Below are 18,822 nucleotides of genomic sequence, written 5' to 3'. Positions count from 1 at the left end.
AAGGATCTCAGCGTGCCCATCGCCACGATCAACCCGGCTACCGGCGAGACAGTAAAAACCTTCACCCCGGCGACCGACGCGGAAGTCGAGGCCGCCATCGCGCGCGCCTACGCCCGGTTCCAGGACTACCGTCATAACACCACCTTTGCCCAGCGCGCCGAGTGGGCAAACGCCACCGCCGACCTGTTGGAGAAAGAGGCGGACGAGACCGCGGCCATGATGACCCTCGAGATGGGCAAGACCCTGAAGTCGGCCAAGGCCGAGGCGCTCAAGTGCGCCAAGGGTTTTCGCTACTACGCCGAGAACGCCGAGCAGCTGCTGGCCGACGAGCCGGCCGACCCGGGCAAGGTCGGCGCGAAGCGGGCCTACACCCGCTACCAACCGCTGGGCGTGGTGCTGGCCGTGATGCCGTGGAACTTCCCGCTGTGGCAGGCCGTGCGGTTCGCCGCGCCGGCGCTGATGGCCGGCAACGTCGGCCTCCTCAAGCACGCCTCCAACGTGCCGCAGACCGCGCTGTACCTCGCCGACGTCATCGCCCGCGGCGGGTTCCCGGAGGGCTGCTTCCAGACGCTGCTGGTTCCGTCCAGCGCGGTGGAGACCATCCTGCGCGACCCGCGCGTCGCGGCGGCCACCCTGACGGGCAGCGAACCGGCCGGCCAGTCCGTCGGCGCCATCGCGGGCGACGAGATCAAACCCACGGTGCTCGAACTCGGCGGCAGCGACCCGTTCATCGTGATGCCCTCGGCCGACCTGGACGAGGCGGTCAAGACCGCCGTCACCGCGCGAGTGCAGAACAACGGCCAATCCTGCATCGCCGCAAAGCGTTTCATCGCGCACGCCGACATCTACGACGCGTTCGTCGACAAGTTCGTCGAGCGGGTCAAGGCGCTGCGGGTAGGTGACCCCACCGACCCCGACACCGACGTCGGCCCCTTGGCCACCGAGTCGGGCCGCGACGAGATCGCCAAGCAGGTCGAGGACGCGGCAGCGGCCGGCGCCGTGATCCGCTGCGGCGGCGAGCGCCCGGACCGCCCGGGCTGGTTCTACCCGCCGACGGTCATCACCGACATCACCAAGGACATGGCGCTCTACACCGAGGAGGTGTTCGGCCCGGTCGCCTCGGTGTACCGCGCCGAGAACATCGACGAGGCCATCGAGATCGCCAACGCCACCACCTTCGGGCTGGGATCCAACGCCTGGACCAACGACGAGGCCGAGCAGCAGCGCTTCATCGACGACATCGAGGCCGGCGCCGTCTTCATCAACGGGATGACGGTGTCCTACCCCGAGCTGCCGTTCGGCGGCGTGAAGCGCTCCGGTTACGGACGCGAGCTCGCCGGCCTGGGCATCCGCGAGTTCTGCAACGCCAAGACCGTCTGGGTCGGGGAGGCCTAGGCCGACGCGCCCGCCAGCGCCCTCTCGTCCTCGTCGGCGAAGGTGTCCTCCAGCTGCACCGGCGAGTAGTCGAGGTCGATCTCGGCGACCGGGCGACCGCGCGCGCTGTTGATCGTGCCGAACCGGCGCATGCCCTTGTCGGCGGCATAGGCCATGAACTCGTCCACCGAAAGGCCGAAGGGCATCGGGTCGTAAAGCGAGAAGCTCTCTTCGATGAGGCGCAGCCCGAGCGGCATCAGCTCGTTCATGCGCGTTTCGAAGACATCCCAGTTGGCGTCGTCGGCGGCGACGTGGCGCCGGCAGGTGAAGGTGCCCCACGCCATGTGGCGTCGCTCGTCGTCGCCGATGCGCCGGATCAGTTCCTGCATGCCTGGCAGGATGCCGCGTTCCACGCAGATCTTGTGCCAGCCGAAGTAGCCGGTCAGCGCCAGCATGCCTTCGACCATGTGGTTGTAGGTCACGGACGCCCGGACCTGCGCGGCCGGTGACGGGTCGGTCGACAGGGCGTTGAGGCAGGCGGGCAACTCCTCGTAGAAGATCGTCCGGTAGGTGGGGATGTCGTCGAGGTACTCGTGCAGGTCGCCGGTGACGCCGACGGCGTCGAGCCACATGCGGAACACCTGCACGTGTTTGGCTTCCTCGAACGCGAACTGCGTCAGGTACATCTCGTCGCCGAGGCGGCCCTCGGCGCGCATCGCGGCCATAAACGGCTGGATGTCCTCGGTGACCGCTTCCTCCCCGGCGATGAACTCGGCGCACAGTCGGGTGGCGTAGTGGCGTTCGTCGTCGGTCAGCCGCTCCCAGTCCGCGCGGTCATGCGAGAAGTCGATGTCGGCGGGATTCCAGAACTTCGCATTGCCGCCGGCGAAGAGCCGCAGCGGCAGGCTGTCCCAGTTGAGTCCCCCTTTGACCATGGAGCCCGAGTGCGTGCGTGTCATGTGACCTCCTCAGATCGTTTCGGTTCGGGGGTGACGGCTGCGTTCGCCGAGAACGCTGCCGCCAGGACCGCAACCAGCCTGCGCACCGCCAGCGCGGGCTGCTCCGGCGTGGGCTCGTCGAGCCCGAGAACCGGGTCCAGGCCACGCATGTAAGGGGCCAGCGCCAGGTGCGGAAAGATCAAGAGCAGCAACGACAACAGCGCGTCGGTGTCCGAATCGGCGCGCAGGTCGCCGCGCCGCTGCGCGTCGCGGACCAGTGGCCGCATCACTTCCAGGTAGTGACGGTGAATGACGTTCTGCACGCTAACGCGGGCCTCGGTGTCGACTTCGAGAGTGGCCGCGGCGTGCAGCGCGCGTTCGTGCGGATGGTCGGCGAAGTAGGCGACCCACGCGTCGAGCCAGTCGGTCAGGAAGTCGAAGAACGGCCGGCTCGGGTCCAGCTCGCGGATGCGGTCCTCCATGTAGGCGCGCACCCGCTGGCTGGCGACGTCGGCGACGTACGCGTAGAGGTCGCGCTTGTCCGCGAAGTACTGGAACAGGCTGCCCTTGGCGACCCCGGCGCGCCGCGCGATGACGTTGAGGCTGCCGCGGGAGAACCCGTGCGCCCCGAACTCGCCTTCCGCGGCTTCGATGATCGCCGCGCGGCGGGCCGGGTCCACGCGCGCCCATGTCACCGTCGGCATTCGGCCTCCTCGCGTCGATGACCACTGGTCATTCTACGGTGAGCCACGTCACAGTCAAGGCTCGCCTTGTCCAGTGTGCGGCCAGCCGCACGCTGGGGCACGAACGTGCGGCTAGCCGCAAGCTCGGCGGGCCGGGGAAGTCACGGGCGCATCTGGTAGGCACCGCTGAGCGGCAGGACGTGTTCCTTCCAGATCTGGTCGTAGCGCGCGGAGTCGTGCACCGGACGACGGATCATGCGCATCGCGAAGCGGGCCTGCTCGTCCGTCGTGGCCGGCTTGTCGCCCAGTTCCACGGCGTAGCCGTTGAAGTCGCGCACCAGCACGGCGAAGATCTCGTCGATCACGGCGTCGTCCATCCCGGACAGTGGCGCCTCCTCCAGGATGAGCTGCGCGTAGGGCACCGTCGCGAACAGTTGGCCCACGCCGAAGGCGAAGTCAATGTCCTTCTGCTGCACCGCATCCGGGGTGGCGCTGGCCAGCATCTCGGCGAGCACGTCGACCTGCTCGCGCAGCAGCGCGACGTTGGGCAGGTGCCGGAAGGCATCGAACGGGGTTCGCCAGTCTCCGAACCGCACCTTGCCCAGGCCGCCGGTCGGACCCTGGGCGAACAGGAACGTGTCGTCGGCGGCGTCGTCGCGCCGCGATATCACCGGCAATTCGGCGTTCGGCGCGAACAGGAAGTTGGGCATGAACTTGGCGAGCAGCCCGATGTTGATGTGGACGGTGCCTTCCAGCCGGGGCAGCAGGCCGATCTCGCGGGTGACGGCCTCGAAAAAGGTGTCCTTCTCAACGCCTTTCGCGGCGATGACGTCCCACATGGCGGTGATGACGCGCTCGCCTTCGCTGGTGATCTTGGCCTTGGTGAGCGGGCTGTAGAGCAGATAGCGGCGGTCGGCCGCCGACGCGCTGCGCATGTAGTCGCAGGCGCGGGTGGCGACCAGCTTCATCGCGACCAGCCGCAGGTAGGCGTCGGTGAGCAGCCGCCGCACGTGGGTGAAGTCGGTGACGACGGTCCCGTACAAAACGCGGTTGGACGCGTGGGTGACCGCCTCGTACATCGCGTGGGTGCACATGCCGATGGCGCCCCAGCCCAGGTTGTACTTGCAGACGTTGACGGTGTTCAGCGCGGCGTGAAAGGCGTCGGGGCCGCGGTGCAACATGTCGGCCTCGGTGACGGGGTAGTCGCGCAGCGCGTAGTTCGCGACGAAGTTCTGCGAGTTCACCACGTTCTTGATGAGCTCGTAACGGTCGTGCTGGGAGTCGGCGGCGAAGAACACGTACTCGTCTTGCCCACCTGAAGAGCCGGCGATCTTGCCGAAGGTGGAGACCATGCGCGCGACGTTGGCGTTGCCGATGTAGTACTTCTCGCCGCTGGCGGTCCAGCCGTGCTCCGAGGGCGTCAGGATCATGTCGGTCTGGTAGACGTCGGCGCCGTGGGTGCGCTCGGACAGCCCGAAGGCGAACACCTCGCCGGTCTCCAGCTGGGCGGCGGCCTTGCGCTTGGCGTCCTCGTTGTCGCTCATCCAGATCGGGCCGAGGCCCAGGGCGGTGACCTGGAACGGGTACCAGTAGCTCAGCCCGTAAAAGCCGACGATCTCGGCGAATTCGCTGATCCGGTAGGTGTCCCAGCGGCAGTCGTCCGCCCCGTATTCGGACGGCGTGAGCAGCGAGGCGAAGATGCGTTCCCGCCCGACGTGGTCCAGAAAGTCCGAGTACCAGACCCGGTTGTGGTCGTCGGACTTCAGCCGCGCCTTGCCGCGGGACTCGAAGAAGTCCACGGTCGCGGCCATGATCTCCCCCGAGCGGGCGTCGGGGTAGCGGCGTTGCAGGCGGTTGGGATTGAGCAACATGGGGGCAACGTACTCCCACACAGCCCTGTTGGTGAACCGCCCATCCGCCTTAGAGTCAGTCCCGTGCCAGAACTCAATACCGCTCGCGGCGCCATCGACACCGCCGACCTCGGCGTGACGCTCATGCACGAGCACGTGTTCATCATGACCACCGAGATCGCACTGAACTACCCCGAAGCGTGGGGCGACGAGGACCAACGGGTGGCCGATGCCGTCAACCGGCTGGGCGAGCTGAAGTCCCGCGGCGTGGACACCATCGTCGACCTCACGGTGATCGGGCTGGGGCGCTACATCCCGCGCATCGCGCGCGTGGCCGCGGCCACCGAGTTGAATATCGTTGTGGCGACCGGCCTTTACACTTACAACGACGTCCCGTTCCGGTTCCACTACCAGGGCCCGGGCGCGCCGCTGGACGGCCCGGAGATCATGACCGACATGTTCGTCCGCGACATCGAGGAGGGCATCGCCGACACCGGCATCAAGGCGGGCATCCTCAAGTGCGCCACCGACGAGCCGGGCGTGACCCCCGGCGTCGAGCGGGTGCTGCGCGCCGTCGCCCAGGCACACAAGCGCACGGGCGTGCCGATCTCCACCCACACCCACGCGGGCTTGCGGCGCGGGCTGGAGCAGCAGCGCATCTTCGAAGAGGAGGGCGTCGACCTGAGCCGGGTGGTGATCGGTCACTCCGGCGACAGCACCGACGTCGGCTACCTCGAGGAACTGATCGCCGCCGGCTCCTACTTGGGCATGGACCGGTTCGGCATCGACCTGATTTCGCCGTTCGAGGACCGGGTGAACATCGTGGCCACGATGTGCGAGCGCGGCCACGCCGACAAGATGGTGCTGTCACACGACGCCAACTGCTACTTCGACGCGCTGCCCGAGGAGCTGCTGCCGGTGGCCGCGCCCAATTGGCATTACCTGCACATCCACAACGACGTGATCCCCGCCCTCAAAGAGCGCGGCGTCACCGACGAGCAGCTGCACACCATGCTGGTGGACAACCCGCGCCGCATCTTCGAGCGACAGGGCGCCTACTAGATGACCGACCCCGTCCCGCCGATCGGCACGCAGATTTCGCAGGCTGCCCGGTTGGCTCCCGACGAGCCCGCGGTCACCTGCGACGGACAGACGATCACCCGCGGCGAACTCGACCGGTCGACGAACCGGTTGGCCCGGGCGTACGCCGAGCGCGGCGTCGGAGTCGGCGACTACGTGACGATGGTGCTGCCCAACTCGATCGAGTGGATCCAGGCGGCGGTGGCGTGCTGGAAGCTGGGCGCGGTACCGCAGCCGCTCTCGGCGCGGTTGCCCGACGCCGAGCTGGCCGGCCTGCTCGAGTTGCGCCCGCCCGCCCTGCTGGTGGGCCGCGAAAGCTCCGAAATACCAAGTGTGCCAGCGGGTTTCGTCCCCGATCCGGCGCTGTCCGACGCCGCGCTCCCGGAGGCCGTCTCGCCGGTGTGGAAGGCGATGGGGTCGGGCGGCAGCACCGGGCGGCCCAAGCTCATCGAGTCCGGCGGCGACAGCCGGATCCCGGCCGCGGTCGGCTACCCGCTCGGCGCGCAGGAGGGCGACACCACGCTGGTGCCGATCCCGCTGTCCCACAACACGGGGTTCACGACGGCGACGATCGCGTTGCTGATGCGCCACCACCTGGTGCTGATGAGCCGGTTCGACCCGCACGGTTTCCTGCGGCTGATCACCGACCACCGGGTCACGTTCCTGACCACGGTGCCGACGATCATGCAGCGGGCGCTGCCGGTCTACCACGCCGACCCCGGCGCCTACGACCTGTCGTCGCTGCGGCGGTTCTGGCACATGGGGGCGCCGTGCCCGCCGGCAATCAAGCAGGCCTGGATCGACCTGCTGGGCCCCGAGGCCGTCTGGGAACTCTACGGCGGCACCGAATTACAGGCGCTCACCTTCATCAGCGGCGACCAGTGGCTGACCCACCGCGGCTCGGTCGGCATCGTGGTCGCCGGGGAGATGAAGGTGCTCGACGACGACGGCAACCCCTGCCCGCCCGGCGTCGTCGGCGAGATCTACATGCGCCCCGCCCCCGGCAGCGCGCCGACTTATCGCTACGTCGGCGTGGAAGCCAAGTCCCGGGACGGCTGGGACTCGCTGGGCGACCTGGGCTACTTCGACGCCGACGGGTTCCTGTACCTGTCCGACCGGCGGGTCGACATGTTCACCGTCGGGGGCCGCAACGTCTACCCCGCCGAGATCGAGAACGCGCTGTCGGCCCACCCGGAGGTGCTGTCCTGCCTCGTCGTCGGCGTGCCGCACGACGATTTGGGCCAGGTGCCCTACGCCCTGGTGCACGCGGCCGACGGATCCGATCTGGATGACGAGGCGGTGAAAGGCTTTCTGCGCGAACGCATCTCGTCGTACAAGGTGCCCCAAACGGTCGAGTTCGTCGGCACTCCGCTGCGCGACGACGCCGGCAAGGCGCGGCGGTCGGCGGTGCGCGCCGAGGTCATCGCGCGCCTGCGGGCGGCCGAGCCGGCCTGACGACTCCAAGAATCTTCCAAGCGCTGCGCCCCAACATGGGTCCGTCCATGACGGTTGTCCGGGAGAGGGGCCATGCAGATCGAGCCGTTGAGCACGGAGCTGATCGAACGTTATCTGCGATCGCGTCAGCTGCGATTTTTTCGCAGCAGTGACGGCGAGGAATTCATGATGCTGCTGTCGAGCCACGAGCGCGGCAAGCTGCACGTGAATGTGCGGATCAACGGTTTGCGGCGCGATGTATTGGAGATCTCGATCAGCCCGGCCGTGTATTACCTGGCGACCGAACGCCCGCGCCTGATGGAGCTGGTGAACGACTGGAATCGGGACACCCACTGGCCCAAGGCGTTTGTGCGCGAGACGGCCCAGCCGACCCGCCTCAGCGTCGTCGCGGAGAATGCCTACCTGCTGACCGACGGCATCCACATCGAGGCGCTGGGCAACTTCGTCAGATCGACCGTCGAGTACGGCACCGACCTGTTCGAGAAGATCGAGCGGGCCATCGCCCTGCCGTCCGCGGACGCGTTGGAACAGTGGATGGATCGCTGAATCACGGCGCGATCGCGTCGGCCTCGGCGTCTATCGCCTCGGGGGTCTGCGCCGGCTCGTGGCGTTTCTCCCAGCGGCGCAGCGCTTCCCGGCACGGGGATTCGACCAGCGCGTAGCTGACGGCGGCGATCGCCCACCCGAAGATCAGCGTCAGCGCCAGCACCGAGGGCATCCGGCCGGTGAACGGGAACGTGCCGAGCACCGGGAACACCATCGCCAGCGCGGCAAGGTGCCACACGAACAGGCCGTAGGACCAGCGGCCCAGCGTCACCATCGCGGTGCTGCTGAGCACGCGGTGCGGCGTGTCGACCCGGTCCAGCACCAACGGCGCCACCAACGCGAACGCCACCAGCGAGCCCGCCCCCGTCTTCACCGCGAACTGGGCGGCGGTGCCGGGCACCAGGCCCTCGGGGCCCGCCAGCGGCGAGGCCGCCACCAGGTAGGCCAGCACCGCGACGACGGCCATCACGACCCGGCGTCGCGCCAACCGGTGCGGCACGCCGACGCCGCAGTGCACCCACTCCGCCAGCAGCATGCCCGCGGCGAACCAGGAGAAGAAGGCCGGCGGCCAGTTCAGCGGGTTGATCCCAGCAGGGCCGTGCCCCGAAAAGACGGGCACCCAGCCCCACGCCCAGCTGAGCGCCGCCAGCGCGGCGATCGCGGGCACCCGCGCGCCGACCGGCAGGCGGCGGGCCAGCAACGCCAGCAGGGGCAGCGCCAGATAGAAGCTGACCTCGACCGACAGGCTCCACATCTGCGTCAGGCCACCGGTCAGGGTGAGCGGCACATAGATCTGGGTGAGCGTCAGGTTGGCCAGCCACACGGTCGGGCTGGCGTGGTCCGCGTCGGGCAGCAGGGTCAGGATCACCACGACCGCCACCAGGTAGGCCGGCATGATCCGCACGACCCGCGAGCGCAGGTAGTGGCCGGTGCGCGGCCGCGGACCCAACCCCCGCGCCGCCGCCGCGTGCCCGCGCCACAGCAGGAACCCCGACAGCGCGAAGAACACCGCCACCGCGAGGTCGAAGCGGCCGAACAGCCGGCCGGCGGCGCCGCTGGAGTGCCCCGTCTGGAAGGCGACGTGGGTGACGACCACGCCCATGGCCGCGCACGCGCGCATCCCCTCCACGGCGGGCAGGAAGCTGCGGATTCCGCCCACCTGTTGGCCATCGGTCACGCCCACAAGTGTGCCCGTCGGTTGTCCGCCAACGAATCGGGTACGTAAGCCGGGGCCTTAAATTCTGCTGTTAGGGTCGAACGGGTTTGCCACGGGAACCACGAGGGATCCATGAGGAGGGCACGGCAACGTGAACCGAGCAGTCATGTTGCGTTACGCCGCATGCGCGATCATCGGACTCGGGGCTGCCCTGCTGATCGCCGCGCTGTTGCTGTCGACGTACACCAGCAGCCGGATCGCCAAGATCCCGCTGAACATCGACGCCACCTTGATCAGCGACGGCAACGGAACCGCGCTTGACTCTGCGTCACTTTCCACAGACCACCTCGTCGTCAACCAGAACGTGCCGCTGGTGTCCCAGCAACAGGTCAGCGTCGAATCCCCGGCCAACGCCGACGTCGTCACGCTGCAGGTCGGCACCTCGGTCCGGCGCACCGACAAGCAGAAGGACAGCGGCCTGCTGCTGGCGATCGTCGACACCGTCACCCTGAACCGCAGGACCGCGCTGGCCGTCTCCGACGACACCCACCCCGGCGGCTCCGTGCAGAAGCCGCGCACCGTCAACGACGAGAGCCCGCCCACCGCGATGCCGCTCCGCCACGAGGGGTTGTCCTACCGGTTCCCGTTCCACACCGAGAAGAAGACGTATCCCTATTTCGATCCGATCGCGCAGAAGCCGTTCGACGTCAACTACGACAGCCAGGAAGACGTCAACGGCCTGACCACCTACAAGTTCACGCAGAACGTCGGCTACAACGGCGACGGCAAGTTGGTGGCGCCGGTGGCGTACCCGACGCTGTACGCGGACCAGACGACGGACTCCAAGTTCACCGCCTCGGCGGCGATGTGGGGCGTCCAGGGCGGCGACCCCAACGAACAGATCACCATGACCCGCTTCTACGCGGCGCAGCGGACCTTCTGGGTGGACCCGGTGTCGGGGACCATCGTCAAGCAGAAAGAGCACGCCAACCACTACTTCGCCCGTGATCCCCTCAAGCCGGAGATGACGCTGGCCGACTACACGGTCACCTCGAACGAGGACACCGTCGAGGCCCAGGTCAACACCGCGCGCGACGAGCGGGACCGGCTGGCCCTGTGGTCGCGGGTGCTGCCCATCACGTTCACCGCGGTCGGCCTGATCGCGCTGATCGGCGGCGCGGTGCTCGCCTCGTTCAGCCTGCGGACCGAGAGCGCGCTGACCGACCCGGGCCTGGACCGGACCGACGAGGAACTCTTCGGCCGCGGCCCGGAGGAACCGGTGCCCGGCGCCGAAGCCGAGACCGAGAAGCTGCCCACCCAGCGCCCCGCCGGGGGCGGGGATCCCGACGCGCCGACCCCGGGCCCGGACGAGCCACCCGAGCCGGGGCCGCCCGATGCGGGACCGCCGGAGTCACCCGGTCCCCCCGAACGGGCCTAGTTCTCCGACGTGCGCTGGACCCGACCGGGGTACGCGCTGCTGCTGGCGCTCCTGGTGGCCGGACCGCTCCTGGCGCCCGGATATCTGCTGTTGCGCGACGCGGTTTCGACGCCCCGGTCGTACGTGTCCGACACCGCCCTGGGGTTGACGGCGGCGCCGCGGGCGACGCCCCAAGATTTCGCGGTGGCGCTGGCGTCGCACCTGATCGACGGCGGCGTCGTGGTGAAGGCGCTGCTGTTGGCCGGCCTGTGGCTGGCTGGGTGGGGCGCAGCGCGGCTGGTGGCGACCGCGCTGCCCGATGCCGGCGCGCCGGGCGAGTTCGTCGCCGCCACGCTGGCGATCTGGAATCCCTATGTCGCCGAACGCCTTTTGCAGGGCCACTGGAGCCTGCTGGTCGCGTACGGCTGCCTGCCCTGGGTGGCGACCGCGATGCTGCGGCTGCGGACGGCGGCGGACGCCGGGCGGCCCGACTGGTTCGGCCTGGCGTTCTGGGTGGCGCTGGCCGGGCTCACCCCGACGGGCCTGCTGCTCGCCGCGGCGGTGGCGCTGGTCTGCGTGGCCGTCCCCGGCGCGGCTAGACCGCGCTGGGCGTGCGCCGCGGCGGCGTGCGGGGTCGCGCTGGTGGCGGCGGCGCCCTGGCTGACCGCGGCGGCGCTGGGCTCGTCGCTGAAGGCGCACACCGCGGCGAACGCGCTCGGGGTGAACGCGTTCGCGCCGCGGGCCGAGCCCGGCCTGGGCACGCTAGCCAGCCTGGCCAGCCTCGGCGGAATCTGGAACGGCGAGGCCGTACCTGCCTCGCGCACAACGCTTTTCGCGCTGTCCTCCGCCGCGGTGTTGCTGGCGGTGGTGGCGGCCGGGTTGCCGGTGGTGGCCCGTCGGCGCTCGGCGGTTCCGTTGCTGGCGCTGGCCGCGGTGGCCGTCGTGGTGCCGGCCGCCCTGGCCACCGGCCCCGGCCTGCACGCGCTGCGGGCGCTGGTCGACGCCGCACCCGCCTTCGGTGTGCTGCGCGACGGGCAGAAGTGGGTGGCCCTGGCGGTGCCGGGATACGCGCTGGCGGGCGCGGGCGCCGTGGTGACGCTGCGGCGCTGGTTGCGGCCGCCGCTGGCGGCGCTGGTCTGCTGCCTCGCGCTGATCTTGGCGCTGCCGGACCTGGCGTGGGGAGCGTGGGGCGCGGTCTCGCCGGTGCGCTACCCGCGGGGGTGGGCGGCGGTGGCGGCGGCGATCAATGGGGATCCCCGGACCGTGGCGGTGCTGCCCGCCGGGACCATGCGGCGCTTCTCCTGGTCCGGGCCGGGGCCGGTGCTGGATCCGCTGCCCCGCTGGCTGCGCGCCGACGTCCTGTCCACCGGCGACCTGGCCATCTCGGGGGTCGTCATCCACGGGGAGGGCGATCGCGCGCGGGCCGTGCAGGACCTGCTGCTCTCGGGGCCCGACCCCCGCGCGTTGGCGCCGGCCGGCATCGGGTGGCTGGTCGTCGAATCCGACAGCGCCGGCGACCTGGGCGCCGCGTCGCACACCCTGGACGCGCTGACGCCGGTCTACCGCGACGACGAGTTCGCCCTCTACCGGATCGGCGGCGAGGGCGCCGGTGTTCCCGCCGCGCGGCGCACCGCGACGCTGGTCGCACACCTGGCGTGGCTGGCGATGCTGATCGCGGGCGCGGCCGGCGCCGCCCTCGGCGGGTTCAGACGACGCCGCTGACGAACTCGCCCACCTGGACGGCTTGCAGCACGCCGGCCATCGCGTCGGCGCTTTGCGCCCAGGAGAATTCGGCGCTGCGCGCCTGCGCCTTGGCGCCGAGTTGGTCGCGCAGCACGGGGTCGCAGAGCAGCCGCTCGAGGCGGTCTACCAGCTCGTCGCGGCCGTCCACCAAGAGCCCGGTCACCCCGTCGACGATGGAGTCGGACAGCCCTCCCGAGGAGCGGTAGCCGATCGTGGGCACCGCGTGCTGCGCCGCCTCGACGACGGCCAGGCCCCACCCCTCCTTGCGCGACGGCAGCACGTGCACCCAAGAGCTCTGCAGGACATGGTGTTTGGTCACGTCGTCGACGTGACCGTGGAAGGTCACCGCGTCGGCCATGCCGAGGCGCCGGACGTGGTCGACGAGCCGCTGGCGCCACCAGCCGTCGCCGACGATGTCGAGATGCAACCCGGGTATTCGGGGCCGCAGCGCCGCGACCGCCTCGAGCGCGTCCTCGATCCGCTTGTGCGGCACCAGCCGCGACAGCACGACCACCCTCGGTGCGGCCGAGCGCGGGCCAGTCAACGATTGCGCCGGCGCCTCGTCGAGGCCGTTGCGCACCACCGCGATCTGCTCGTGGCGCACGCCGAGCGCGACCAGGTCGCGGGCCGACGGCAGCGACACCGTCACGTACTGATTGCGCCGGTTCGCCCGGGGCGACAGCCTCGACTCCACGAACCAGCCGATCCGGCCGAGCACCGGCCCGGCCACCGGCCACTGCTCGCGGTGACAGTGGTGTACAAGCACCACCACCCGCCGGCCATACACCAGGCGGGCGAGGAACGGCAGGCCGTTCTGGGTGTCGACGACCGCGTCGGGCCGCACGTGCCGCAGCGGCCCGAGGCCGACGCGCGCCGCGGCCATCGCCAGCAGCGCCCACACGTATACCGAGTACCGGCCGCCGGCGCGGTCGATGCGCACCCCGTCGACCACTTCGCGGCGCGGCGCGCCCGGGTAACGGGCGGCGCGCAGCGTGACGGCGATCCCGGACGCGGCCAGCTGCGCGCCGACGCGTTGCAAGTAGGCCTCGCTGCCGCCGCCCTGCGGGTGCCCGGTGTCGCGCCAGCACAGCAGCAGGACGGAACGGAGAGAAGACATTACTGGTCAGCCTAGCCCGGTGACGATGCGCGCCGCGGAGCGGCGCGAGGAGGAAGCGGGCGATCGAACCTAGCCGTGGACTCTTTGCAGCCGGGTCCGCCGGTGGGATCCTTCCCAGATGAGCATCGGTAATGAATCGGGTGCGGCACGCAGGTTCGTGGCGAATCCCCCGTTCTGGGGCTCGAAGATGGCCTCGATAACCACGCCCGCGTGGCAGAAAAGCCCGGGCAAGTCCTACCTGATCATGGTCGTGGGCATCCTCGCGTTCACCGCCGTCCTCGGCGGCCTGTACATGGCGGCGCAGATGTGGGCCATGCGGGGGCCCGGCGGGTCACGAGATCTCGCGCGGCTCATGGACGTCGTCGTCCGTTACGGCTTTGTGGCTCTCCTCATCGGCGGTGTCGGTGGCTGGTATTGGTGGTCCCAGCGGTCGGGCCACGGGAAGATCCTCCTCGACGTCACGCGCGATGCCCTGACCGTCAGCAAGCGGCCGGGCGACGTCTATCCGTTCGGCGACGCGCAGCTGGGCGTGTGGGGGATATCCGGCGGCATGACGATGGGCACGACGCTGCATCTGCATTGCGGCGGACGCCGTTTCGTTCTCGGCGGGCGAGATTATCGCGTCGCCGCGGGAACGCGGCTCGAAGCGCCCGACGCCGGCTACGGCCTGCCCCTGGACGTCGACGCCTGGGTGTCGTCCTCGGACTTCGGCGAGATTCTCGCCATCTCCGGTCGCCATACCGATCCGGCCGGCTCGGCCGCGGGCTCACCCGCGCCCGCGGGACCCATTCGTTGCGTGCTGTTCCCCAGCCCCCTGGCGATCCAGCAGATGGGGCCGTTCGCGGTCCGGCGAAAACAACAGGTCCTGCGATCGGCCAACCAGCCTCGCCTGGCCATCGACGTGGACGCGGACACGATCCGGGTGGTCGATCCGAACACCAACGCGCTGCTCGCGTCGGCGCCCGTGGCGCAGATGACCGCGACACCGGAGACCTACCAATTCAGGTACGGCATGTTCGGGTTCGGATCGGCGGACCAGATGGTGGGCCGGATGATCGAGCGAAGCATCGCCACGTCGCTGTCCACCACGCCCGTCCTGGTCCTCGCCCTGCCCGGTGGGCCGCCGCCCCTGACCATCGGCTGCCGCGACACCATCGGGGGTCTGGACATGCGGTTTTCGTGGCCGCGCGACGTGCGGCAGCGCGTGAACGAACCCCCCGAATTCTCGGTCTCGGGTGGGGATTTTCTCCTGCTCGTCGAGAAATTCGGCCTGACCCCGTATCTGCAGCGGTACGACCAACAGGTCTAGCCGACCCCGACCGTAGGGTTGCCCGGTGGCCGTCACCGACATTTTTGCGCGGCGGGCGAGGCTGCGCCGGTCGCTGCGCCTGCTGTCGGAGTTCCGCCACGAGCAGTCCGACCCGGCCCGGTTCTACGGCGCCCTGGCGGCCGACACCGCGGCGATGGTCGCCGACCTGTGGCGCGGGGCGCATAGCGAGGATCCGGCCGGCCGCACGCTGCTCGACGTCGGCGGCGGCCCGGGATACTTCGCGGCGGCGTTCGCCGACGCCGGCCTCCGTTACATCGGCGTGGAACCCGACCCGGGCGAGATGCACGCGGCCGGGCCGACTTTGGCCGCTGCGGGCGGCTCGTTCGTCCGGGCGTCGGGCATGGCACTGCCCTTCGCCGACGACTCCGTCGACATCTGCCTATCCTCCAACGTCGCCGAACACGTGCCGCGGCCGTGGCAGCTGGGCGCCGAGATGCTGCGGGTGACCCGGCCGGGCGGGCTGGCCGTGCTCTCCTACACGGTGTGGCTGGGCCCGTTCGGCGGCCACGAGACGGGCCCGTGGCACTACCTGGGCGGCGCCCGGGCCGCCGCGCGGTACGCCCGCAAACACGGCCATCCGGCCAAAAACAACTACGGGTCGTCGTTGTTCGCCGTGTCCGCCGCGGACGGCCTGAGCTGGGCCGCCGGCACCGGCGCCGCGGTGGCCACATTTCCGCGCTACCACCCGCGATGGGCGTGGCGGCTGACGTCGGTCCCGGTGCTGCGCGAGTTCCTGGTGAGCAATCTCGTGCTGGTGCTGCGGCCCCACTAATGAAACATGTTCTCGTTTTGCGTCGGCTTGGGTAGGGTGGCGGCCATGAGCGACGAGGCTAAGACCGAATACGACAAACTTTTCATCGGCGGCAAGTGGACGGAGCCGTCGACGTCCGAAGTCATCGAGGTGCACTGTCCGGCCACCGGTGAGTACGTCGGGAAGGTGCCGCTCGCGGCGGCGGCCGACGTCGACGCGGCGGTCGCCGCGGCGCGCGCCGCCTTTGACAGCGGCCCCTGGCCGACGACGCCGCCGAAGGAGCGCGCGGCCGTCATCGCCAAGGCGCTGCAGCTGCTCGAAGAGCGCAAGGATCAGTTCGCCAAGCTGCTCGCCGACGAGACGGGCCAGCCGCCGATGACCATCGAGACGATGCACTGGATGGGGTCGATGGGCGCGATGCAATTCTTCGCCGGCCCCGCCGTCGACCAGGTCAAGTGGCGGGAGATCCGCAACGGCTCGTACGGGCAGACGATCGTGCACCGCGAGCCGATCGGTGTGGTGGGCGCGATCGTGGCGTGGAACGTGCCGCTGTTCCTGGCGGTCAACAAGCTTGGCCCGGCGCTGCTGGCCGGTTGCACGGTGGTGCTCAAGCCGGCCGCCGAAACGCCGTTGACCGCAAACGCTTTGGCGCAGGTGTTCGCCGACGCCGGCCTGCCCGAGGGTGTGCTGTCCGTGGTGCCCGGCGGGATCGAGACCGGGCAGGCGCTGACGTCCAACCGGGACGTCGACCTGTTCACCTTCACCGGCAGCTCGGGCGTCGGCAAGGAGATCGGCCGGCGGGCCGCGGAGCTGCTCAAGCCGTGCACGCTGGAGCTCGGCGGCAAGTCGGCGGCCATCGTCCTCGAGGACGTCGACCTGGCGTCCGCGGTCCCGATGATGGTGTTCTCCGGGATCATGAACACCGGGCAGGCCTGCGTGGGCCAGACCCGCATCCTGGCGCCGCGCTCGCGTTACGACGAAATCGTAGACGCGGTAAGCGCTTTCGTGCAGGCGCTGCCGGTCGGTCCGCCGTCGGACGCGGGCGCCCAGATCGGGTCGCTGATCTCGGAGAAGCAGCGCGCCCGGGTCGAGGGCTACATCGCCAAGGGCATCGAGGAGGGCGCGAGGCTGGTGTGCGGCGGCGGGCGTCCCGAGGGCCTGGACAACGGATTCTTCGTGCAGCCAACGGTTTTCGCGGACGTCGACAACAAGATGACGATCGCCCAGGAGGAGATCTTCGGGCCGGTGCTGTCCATCATCCCCTACGACACCGAAGAGGACGCGATCAAGATCGCCAACGACTCGGAGTACGGCCTGGCCGGCAGCGTGTGGACCACCAACGTGCCGCGGGGCATCGAGATCTCGGAGAAGATCCGCACCGGCACCTACGCGATCAACTGGTACGCCTTCGATCCGTGCTGCCCGTTCGGCGGCTACAAGAACTCCGGCATCGGTCGCGAGAACGGGCCGGAGGGCGTCGAGCACTTCACCCAGCAGAAGAGCGTGCTGATGCCGATGGGCTACACGGTCGACGCGTAGCCGCCTATTCGGCTGGGGGCCTTCGCAGTTGGCCGTCGGCGATGATTTGCTCGGTGGCGTTTCGCCATCGCTCGATTTGGGCTGGGCTGGCGAGGGGTTCGGGCAGGTGCCGGTTTAGCTGGGTGCGCAGCAGGAACATACCCAGCACCAGAACCAGCGGGTTGAGCGTCATCCAGACCGGGTCCAGGTTGGGCTTGGCCAGCCCCTGCTCTTGGAGCTGCTCCCAGTGGCCCCCGGCGACCGCGACCAGCGTGTCGAAGACACGGGTCCCCGTCGGGGTGGCGTCGACGAGCGATCGACACAGGTAGTCGACGACGTCCGCGTGATCGGTGAGCAGCGAGGTGACCCGGTCCGCGATGTCGGCGACGGGGTCGTCGCCCGGAGTCGACGCGGCGGTGGTCAGCGAGGCGGTCAGCACCGTCGTCACGTGCTCGTCGACGGCCTGGATGAGGTTGGCCTTGGTGACGAAGTGGTGCTGGACGAGCCCGAGCGAAACGCCCGCGGCAGCGGCGATCGTGCGCAGCGAGGTGGCTTCGGTGCCGTGGGCGGCGAACGTCTTCAGCGCCGCGTCGCGAATCCGCTCCACGCGGGACGGCTCGCCCGCGGGGTCGGGGTCAAACGCGTGCTCGCCGGACATCACCCCAGGGTAGACACGCCCGCCGAGGCGGTATCGCGACGCGCTCGCAGGCCCGCGGCTGATGCCCCTGGAACTGGGCCCGCCGTCGCTCGATGAACGACTGCACGCCGGTTGAGGCCGATCAGCAGGACGTGTCCGTCGCGCTCGAGGGACACGGTGTCGAGGTTCGGAAGAGCCATCGGCTCAGTGAAGCGCAGCCATAGGTGTTATGCAATAAGGCATAATGAGACCGGGATCACGTTCCCGCCCGGAGGGACGCCCGACGATGCCTGAGGTCCATTTATCCAGCTGTCCGGTTTACTTAGGGAATAAAACTTGCTTACTCGACCGATGTCTTATATGGTTCTAAGCATAATATGTGGCCGCACTCAGGCCGGGAGAAAACAATGTGGATCATCGAACTCAACGTCGCCGGCTACCAGTACACGCGCGAGATGCCCGACTTCAAGCGGCGGCCGTTCCGGTTCAGCCCGCGTAATATGCACTGGCCGGTACCGCGGCACTCGCACGCTGCATGACGCTCGCCATGGGAGGTACGACAGTGCCGACTACCACCGACGCCAAGGCGGAATCCGCGCCGACAAAACGCTGCGACACCCGCAAGAAGATGCTGCTCAGCGCGGCCGAGGTGATGCGCGAGCGCGGCGCCGCCGGGGTGACCATCGATGAGGTGCTGGCCCGCAGCGGCGCGCCGCGTGGCTCGGTGTACTACCACTTCCCCGACGGGCGCAATCAGATCCTGACCGAGGCGCTGCGGTACTCGGGCGAGTCCATCACCGCGATGATCGACGACGCGGCCGGGTGGGGCGCCAAGGCGCTGTTGCGTGAGTTCGCCGAGTTCTGGGAGCGACTGCTCGCCGAGGGCGACTTCACCGCTGGCTGCCCGGTGGTGGCCGCCGCGATCGGCTCCCACGACGACCCCAAACTGTCCGGGGAGGCGGCCGCGATCCTGGGGCACTGGTGTACCGCGCTGACGCGGGCGTTCGTCAACGACGGCTTTGACGACGACGAAGCCGCTTCGCTGGCGGTGACGTCGATCGCCGCCTTCGAGGGCGCCATTGTGCTGTCCCGCTCCACGCGCAGCATCGACCCGTTGCGCCGGGTCGGTGAGCAGATCGAATTCCTCATCAAGGCAAAGGAATTCGTGGTCCGCAACAAGATCGCGGAATAACGCGCCGGCTTCGCCTTGCGGCAGGGCCCGTACCC

General features: G+C 69.5%; 16 protein-coding genes and 1 pseudogene. 11 read left to right on the top strand and 6 right to left on the bottom strand.

What is annotated here, in order from left to right:
* Positions 1–12 precede the first annotated feature (12 nt).
* A complete protein-coding gene (locus tag AC5Y7V_RS03375) occupies positions 13–1,395 on the top strand; it encodes an NADP-dependent succinic semialdehyde dehydrogenase (RefSeq protein ID WP_499878618.1) in 1,383 nt (460 codons plus the stop codon).
* On the opposite strand, the gene AC5Y7V_RS03370 is transcribed toward AC5Y7V_RS03375, so the two are convergent.
* From AC5Y7V_RS03370 to AC5Y7V_RS03360, 3 genes are all read right to left on the bottom strand, one after another.
* Positions 1,392–2,333, bottom strand: a complete 942-nt coding sequence (locus AC5Y7V_RS03370; protein ID WP_499878617.1) for a R2-like ligand-binding oxidase — start codon at positions 2,331–2,333, stop codon at positions 1,392–1,394. The two genes, AC5Y7V_RS03375 and AC5Y7V_RS03370, sit on opposite strands and share 4 nt — an antisense overlap.
* Positions 2,330–3,016 carry a TetR/AcrR family transcriptional regulator gene (locus tag AC5Y7V_RS03365; protein WP_499878616.1) on the bottom strand — a complete coding sequence of 229 codons (687 nt, stop codon included), beginning with the start codon at positions 3,014–3,016 and terminating at the stop codon, positions 2,330–2,332. The genes AC5Y7V_RS03370 and AC5Y7V_RS03365 overlap by 4 nt, the downstream gene beginning before the upstream one ends.
* 140 nt (positions 3,017–3,156) lie before the next feature.
* Positions 3,157–4,866 carry an acyl-CoA dehydrogenase family protein gene (locus AC5Y7V_RS03360; protein ID WP_499878615.1) on the bottom strand — a complete coding sequence of 570 codons (1,710 nt, stop codon included), beginning with the start codon at positions 4,864–4,866 and terminating at the stop codon, positions 3,157–3,159.
* 63 nt (positions 4,867–4,929) lie between these two features.
* On the opposite strand from AC5Y7V_RS03360, the gene AC5Y7V_RS03355 reads away from it, so the two are divergent.
* From AC5Y7V_RS03355 to AC5Y7V_RS03345, 3 genes are all read left to right on the top strand, one after another.
* Positions 4,930–5,907, top strand: a complete 978-nt coding sequence (locus tag AC5Y7V_RS03355) for a phosphotriesterase family protein (protein WP_499878614.1) — start codon at positions 4,930–4,932, stop codon at positions 5,905–5,907.
* Positions 5,908–7,380, top strand: a complete 1,473-nt coding sequence (locus AC5Y7V_RS03350) for an AMP-binding protein (protein ID WP_499878613.1) — start codon at positions 5,908–5,910, stop codon at positions 7,378–7,380.
* Positions 7,381–7,452: 72 nt separating this feature from the next.
* On the top strand, positions 7,453–7,926 hold the full coding sequence (locus tag AC5Y7V_RS03345; RefSeq protein WP_499878612.1) for a YbjN domain-containing protein: 474 nt from the start codon (positions 7,453–7,455) through the stop codon (positions 7,924–7,926).
* 1 nt (position 7,927) lies between these two features.
* Here AC5Y7V_RS03345 and AC5Y7V_RS03340 read toward each other — a convergent pair.
* Positions 7,928–9,140, bottom strand: a pseudogene (locus tag AC5Y7V_RS03340) (acyltransferase family protein).
* Between the two features lie 93 nt (positions 9,141–9,233).
* Between AC5Y7V_RS03340 and pgfA the strand changes: the two are divergent.
* Both pgfA and AC5Y7V_RS03330 read left to right on the top strand, forming a co-directional pair.
* A complete protein-coding gene (gene pgfA / locus AC5Y7V_RS03335) occupies positions 9,234–10,520 on the top strand; it encodes a cell envelope lipid trafficking protein PgfA (protein ID WP_499878611.1) in 1,287 nt (428 codons plus the stop codon).
* Between the two features lie 9 nt (positions 10,521–10,529).
* Positions 10,530–12,221, top strand: coding sequence for an MmpA family trehalose lipid delivery protein (locus AC5Y7V_RS03330; protein WP_499878610.1), 1,692 nt, complete (start codon positions 10,530–10,532; stop codon positions 12,219–12,221).
* On the opposite strand, the gene AC5Y7V_RS03325 is transcribed toward AC5Y7V_RS03330, so the two are convergent.
* Positions 12,205–13,359, bottom strand: coding sequence for a glycosyltransferase family 4 protein (locus AC5Y7V_RS03325; RefSeq protein ID WP_499878609.1), 1,155 nt, complete (start codon positions 13,357–13,359; stop codon positions 12,205–12,207). The two genes, AC5Y7V_RS03330 and AC5Y7V_RS03325, sit on opposite strands and share 17 nt — an antisense overlap.
* 118 nt (positions 13,360–13,477) lie before the next feature.
* On the opposite strand from AC5Y7V_RS03325, the gene AC5Y7V_RS03320 reads away from it, so the two are divergent.
* The 3 genes from AC5Y7V_RS03320 to AC5Y7V_RS03310 are packed head-to-tail and all read left to right on the top strand — an operon-like array spanning position 13,478 to position 16,979.
* Positions 13,478–14,668: a hypothetical protein gene (locus AC5Y7V_RS03320; protein ID WP_499878608.1), complete on the top strand. Its 1,191-nt coding sequence runs from the start codon at positions 13,478–13,480 to the stop codon at positions 14,666–14,668.
* 25 nt (positions 14,669–14,693) lie between these two features.
* Positions 14,694–15,461 (top strand): class I SAM-dependent methyltransferase, encoded by a 768-nt coding sequence (locus AC5Y7V_RS03315; RefSeq protein WP_499878607.1) that lies wholly within the window; start codon positions 14,694–14,696, stop codon positions 15,459–15,461.
* Positions 15,462–15,506: 45 nt separating this feature from the next.
* A complete protein-coding gene (locus AC5Y7V_RS03310; protein WP_499878606.1) occupies positions 15,507–16,979 on the top strand; it encodes an aldehyde dehydrogenase in 1,473 nt (490 codons plus the stop codon).
* Positions 16,980–16,983: 4 nt separating this feature from the next.
* Here the strand turns inward: AC5Y7V_RS03310 and AC5Y7V_RS03305 are convergent, their stop codons facing one another.
* Positions 16,984–17,616 carry a TetR/AcrR family transcriptional regulator gene (locus AC5Y7V_RS03305; protein ID WP_499878605.1) on the bottom strand — a complete coding sequence of 211 codons (633 nt, stop codon included), beginning with the start codon at positions 17,614–17,616 and terminating at the stop codon, positions 16,984–16,986.
* A 386-nt stretch (positions 17,617–18,002) separates the two neighbouring features.
* Here AC5Y7V_RS03305 and AC5Y7V_RS03300 point away from each other — a divergent pair, with 386 nt between their 5' ends.
* Both AC5Y7V_RS03300 and AC5Y7V_RS03295 read left to right on the top strand, forming a co-directional pair.
* Positions 18,003–18,134 carry a hypothetical protein gene (locus AC5Y7V_RS03300; RefSeq protein ID WP_499878604.1) on the top strand — a complete coding sequence of 44 codons (132 nt, stop codon included), beginning with the start codon at positions 18,003–18,005 and terminating at the stop codon, positions 18,132–18,134.
* An 8-nt stretch (positions 18,135–18,142) separates the two neighbouring features.
* A complete protein-coding gene (locus AC5Y7V_RS03295; RefSeq protein ID WP_499878603.1) occupies positions 18,143–18,787 on the top strand; it encodes a TetR/AcrR family transcriptional regulator in 645 nt (214 codons plus the stop codon).
* Positions 18,788–18,822 lie beyond the last annotated feature (35 nt).

The organism is Mycobacterium sp. NGS34 (genome assembly GCF_059812845.1).
Note: the sequence above shows the minus strand (reverse complement) of the source record. Positions and strands in the feature narration are given on the sequence as shown.